Below are 4,343 nucleotides of genomic sequence, written 5' to 3'. Positions count from 1 at the left end.
CTCGGCATCGCGGCCGCGCTCGTCCTGCTCTGACCACCCCACCGCCACCATCTCAAACAGCCCATTGCCATCACGACGCGGAGGATCCGCCAGGCTCGTCGACCCGCATGACCCGCATGACCCGCCGACGCCGGCACCACGCCGGGCTCGGAGGTCGGAGGTCGAGGGAGCAGACCGTGCACTTGACGCGCTCACGCGACGTGCGGGCTCGCGCCGCCGGAGTCGCCGATGCCGTCGATCCGCACGGTCGGACAGAGCGATCGCGTCTTCTCGCATAGAGAGACCCAAGATGCCTGGAGACGGATCGACCGCAGGACGGCATTTGACCAGCCGGCACGGCACGGCCCACCTCCCCGGTTACTCCCCCTGGGTGAGGAGGCCCGGATTCACTTGATCGACGCAAAACCTTCTTCGGAGGTGTTCCCCGTGTACCTGTCTCTGTCGTCTCCGCAAGCTGTCCGGTTCCTTGTCCTGATCCGGGTGGGGCGAGGTCTCAAACCCTCCGCCCGAATCGCTGGCATCGGCAAGGAGACCGGGTACCGGTTCCTGCGCGAGCGGTATCTGCAGCTGCACCGTTCCGGTTCTGATCCTGCAGCTGCGTTGACCATCGTCGGTGTGACGAGCAGTCGCGTGGCTTCCTGGGAAGCGAACGTCGACGAGGCTGCGCCGCGGAACCCTAGCCGCGGACCGGGCGGAACGTTGTTCCTGAGTCGGCGTCGTCGTGCGCGTCAACGAGGACTCCGACGAGTGTCGTAGCGCGAGGGCACCTGCCCCCTGACCCGAACCCGGGCAGGTGCCCTCTCTCCGATTGTGTCTACGCCCCTTCTAGGCAGAGTCATTTTCGGATGTCGATATCTTGCGCCCAGGGGATAGTGCTGAGACATGATCAGGTGCCTGGCGAGGCCGCCCATAGATGCTCCCGGCATGGATAGCCATCGACGGCCGGTCGGAAATGGGCCGCCGCGGCGGGGTACGACTCAACCCGAATGCCTGTCTACGCCTTGGCTGCCAGACTGAACGGTAGACAGAGTGCGCGCAGGCGCGATCGGTGAGTTTGCTGCTGGAGGTTGTGATGGCTGAGGACGGTGAACGGGTTCCGGGTGGGGTGCTGTTGCTGGCATCGGTGAACCGGCTCCGCGTCGCCGAGACAATGCTGCAGAACCGGGCACGCGGGCGAATGGGGCTGAAAGCGAACGACTTCCAGACGGTGCAGTTCCTCGCCGCCCGGGAAGCCGCCGACGCCCCTGCACGTGCAGCGGACCTCGCCGAAACGCTCGGTGTCAGCAGCGCCGCGGCAACCATGACCATCGACCGGCTCGTTGGACGAGGCTTCGCGGTCCGTGAACCCGACCCCGACGATCGTCGCTCCCGCATCGTGCGCCTCACCACAGCGGGACAGCACAGCCTCACTGGAGCATACGAAGACCTCCCCGCAGCTGTGCAGGAACTCCTTGACGCGGTCCCCGCCGAAGAAGCGGAACGCATCGCCGCACTCGCGACCGCTGTGCAGGAGGTCGTGGACCGCACCGCGACGAACAGCAGCACCCCGACTGAGTGACCAGATAACGCTTCTAGTTAAGGAAGTTAGACGCCAGGCGTGCGGGTTCGTAGCCTGATTGATGTCAGGACCCTCGCGCCCCGTCGCGACGACGCCGGCGGCTTGCCCGGCAGCACGATCGGGGTCGCGCCTGACCAGTCGCCATGGCCAGTCTCGCCACGGGAAAGGCCGCTCGGCATGACGCCCACCCTCGTTTCATCTGCTGCTGCACCTGTTCCCGCGCCCCGCGCGGACCTTCTCTTCACCGCACACCCCGGCACACAACGATCACCGATGACCGGGGTGCGGCACACACACCAGAACCGCCACGTCGCAGTCATCGCAGTCACAACCGGGCTTATCTCAGTGACCATCGCGACGGTGGCCATCGTGCTCGCGAGCGCCTGGTGAGCGCCGACGCGACACTGCCACCCACCGAGCCGATCGACATGGGCCCGCTCCTCCAAGAGCCCACGGTGACGCCCTCAGACGAAGTCGGTCCGCGGGCAGACCCGCAGCAGTGGCATCACCGCGGACTCCTCACCCCGGCTGAGATCCACGCGATCGTCGTCGCGCGCGTCAACGACCTCCCCACCATCGTCACAACCACCCCAGCAACAAGCGACGAGCTGATTCCCCCGACCGAGCCGACCTACAGTGACTTCCTCAGAAAGCCCCGCGCATGAGCATCCTGCTGCACCACCCCAAGACCTCCCCCGCCTTGAGCGTCGCCGATCTCCCGACCGTGCTGCGGTGGGCTGCCGCAGATGAGGGCTTCTGGGTCGCCGACAACGACGGCGCGTTCGCCGGCACCATCGACCAGCACGGACGGCACTTCTTCGTCCGCAACGGCTTCGGCGAGTACCTCGGCGACTACCACGCCCTCACCGCAGCGCAAACCGCACTCGACACCCACACCGAGAACAGCCACGCAGAGCCGCCGTGCTGAGCATTCCGGATGGACTCACCGACGCCCAGCGGACGGTGTTCTACCGCCGCGTCGCGCTGAACGCAGAGCTGCACGATTGCGCCACTTACGCAACCCGTTCGGCGGCGGCGCGGAGCACGTTGCGCGGGAGCTCGCCGAACTCGGCCTGGTAAGCGCTCGCGAACCGGCCGAGATGCAGCAACCCGACCGATCGGGCAACCGCGGCCACGGACTCCGCTTCCCCCGATTCAAGTTGTTCCCGCGCCAGGAGCAGCCGAATGCCCTTGAGGTAGAACAGCGGAGACACACCGTGAACACGCTGGAACGCACCCTGCAGCCCGCGGACGCTGAGCCCCGCGGCCGCAGCGACGTCGTCGACGGTGACCCGCTCCGTGACATGGTCAAGGAGGAACGCTTCTGCTTTCGCCAACCGTGTCCGCGCCGGCTCTTCCCGGCCGTGCCCGACCGGCCAATGTGGGACCGCCGTCAGTAACCCGGCGGCGGCGAACTGGGTCAGCTCCCGTTCTCGTTCCGCCGAAACCGGACCGACACGGCCGAGGATCTCCGGAGCGATCGCGCGCACGACCAGCCACCATGCCGCAAGCGGCGCCCCCTCGGGTACGTGGTGTGGCTTGAACTCCAGAGGCGCCTGATTCCAGCCACCACGCTCCGCAGCAACCCGTTCGACCGTGTCTCGATCGATCCGCATGACGTCTTTCTGGAACCCATCCCACCGGAACGACTGCCGGCCCTCCCGGTACAGCACCGGACGGCCGATCAGCAGCCGATCCCCATCGACCGCACCGCGGCCCGCTTTCAGCCACGTCACGACGACAGCGTCGTCAGTTTCCACCTCGCCGCGCACGGTCCCGGTGCACAGCATCGATTCCAGCGACAGCAGCCCCGTCCCGGTGACCGTCTCCTCGAACGTGAACGGCGCACCGTCCGCAGCGACCTCAAGCCCGAACGTGCGATGCGTTCGCGCAACAGCCTTCCGCGCCACCGCAACGTCTCGAGTCCGCACAACTACCCGGGTCCGCTCCACCATCGCCTCATCCACAAGACCGATTCTCCCTACTGCCTACGCCGTCGGCTACCCAGCCGTCACTGACCACACCGATGGTCGGTCGTCAGGTGCGGTGAAGAAGTCGCGGTAGCGAACCGGGCCGGCGATGAAGTAGCCATCACCGGGCATCGACCGCACCACACCGTCGACGATCAGTGCCCGATACGCGTTCAGGATCGTATGGATGCTCAACCCGGACGTCACCGCGGCGACCCGGTACGGCGGCAACTGATCACCCTCCAGAAGGACACCATCGGCGATGGCGTCTCGGATGAGCTGCTCGACCCGCTGCTGCAGGAACCCTCCCACTCGACGCGGGCCCGGTAGTACCAGGCAGAACACGCCAGGCGATGCCGGCGTCACGTCACCACCACTCATACGCCGGTCTCCCTTCGCCCCGTTGATCGAACCGCGGGGTGGGATGCCGGATCAGGTAGCAGCCCACCCCGCTAGCAACGGGAACCACCCAGCTGCTGCCACACAGTCTGCACGAACCGACGCCTCGTACCGTGCAACCGATGAGCCACCCATCTTCTCGACGGCGGAAGCCCGCTCCCGTTCGCCGGCCACGCGGGAGCCTGCGCATGCACTGGTGGCAATGGGCGCTCCTCGGCACCCTTGCCGCCGTCACGGCAACGCTTCTGGTGGCCGCGCTGACGCTCAAATAGGTCCGGCATGCCGCTACCAGCGAAAGTGGGTTCCCGGGAGCGGTGGAACGTTCGGGTCATCCCGCCACCCCCGGGATAGCGCACTCCCCCACCAGCCTCAAGGCAGGAAAGGCAAGTCTCTCGAACGGGAAACGAGTGTCACGC

The 4,343-nt window shown here is 66.8% G+C and carries 5 protein-coding genes; 3 read left to right on the top strand and 2 right to left on the bottom strand.

Features of this window, described 5'->3' with window-relative positions; translation table 11 throughout:
- The first annotated feature begins 1,072 nt into the window (after positions 1 to 1,072).
- The 3 genes from EDF51_RS19610 to EDF51_RS19600 all read left to right on the top strand — a co-directional run bounded on the left by EDF51_RS19610 (position 1,073) and on the right by EDF51_RS19600 (position 2,486).
- Positions 1,073 to 1,558: a MarR family transcriptional regulator gene (locus EDF51_RS19610; protein ID WP_131847719.1), complete on the top strand. Its 486-nt coding sequence runs from the start codon at positions 1,073 to 1,075 to the stop codon at positions 1,556 to 1,558.
- Between the two features lie 386 nt (positions 1,559 to 1,944).
- Positions 1,945 to 2,223 (top strand): hypothetical protein, encoded by a 279-nt coding sequence (locus EDF51_RS19605; RefSeq protein WP_131847721.1) that lies wholly within the window; start codon positions 1,945 to 1,947, stop codon positions 2,221 to 2,223.
- Positions 2,220 to 2,486, top strand: coding sequence for a hypothetical protein (locus EDF51_RS19600; protein ID WP_131847723.1), 267 nt, complete (start codon positions 2,220 to 2,222; stop codon positions 2,484 to 2,486). Before EDF51_RS19605 ends, EDF51_RS19600 begins: the two co-directional genes overlap by 4 nt.
- A gap of 85 nt (positions 2,487 to 2,571) precedes the next feature.
- Here the strand turns inward: EDF51_RS19600 and EDF51_RS19595 are convergent, their stop codons facing one another.
- Positions 2,572 to 3,525, bottom strand: a complete 954-nt coding sequence (locus EDF51_RS19595; protein ID WP_131847725.1) for an AraC family transcriptional regulator — start codon at positions 3,523 to 3,525, stop codon at positions 2,572 to 2,574.
- Between the two features lie 33 nt (positions 3,526 to 3,558).
- The gene (locus tag EDF51_RS19590; RefSeq protein WP_134196243.1) at positions 3,559 to 3,909 is read right to left on the bottom strand and encodes a winged helix-turn-helix domain-containing protein; all 351 of its coding nucleotides are present in this window, start codon (positions 3,907 to 3,909) and stop codon (positions 3,559 to 3,561) included.
- Positions 3,910 to 4,343 lie beyond the last annotated feature (434 nt).

The organism is Curtobacterium sp. PhB25 (assembly GCF_004365375.1).
Taxonomy (GTDB): domain Bacteria; phylum Actinomycetota; class Actinomycetes; order Actinomycetales; family Microbacteriaceae; genus Curtobacterium.
The sequence above is the reverse complement of the archived record's forward strand: the minus strand, read 5'-3'. Positions and strand labels throughout refer to the sequence as shown.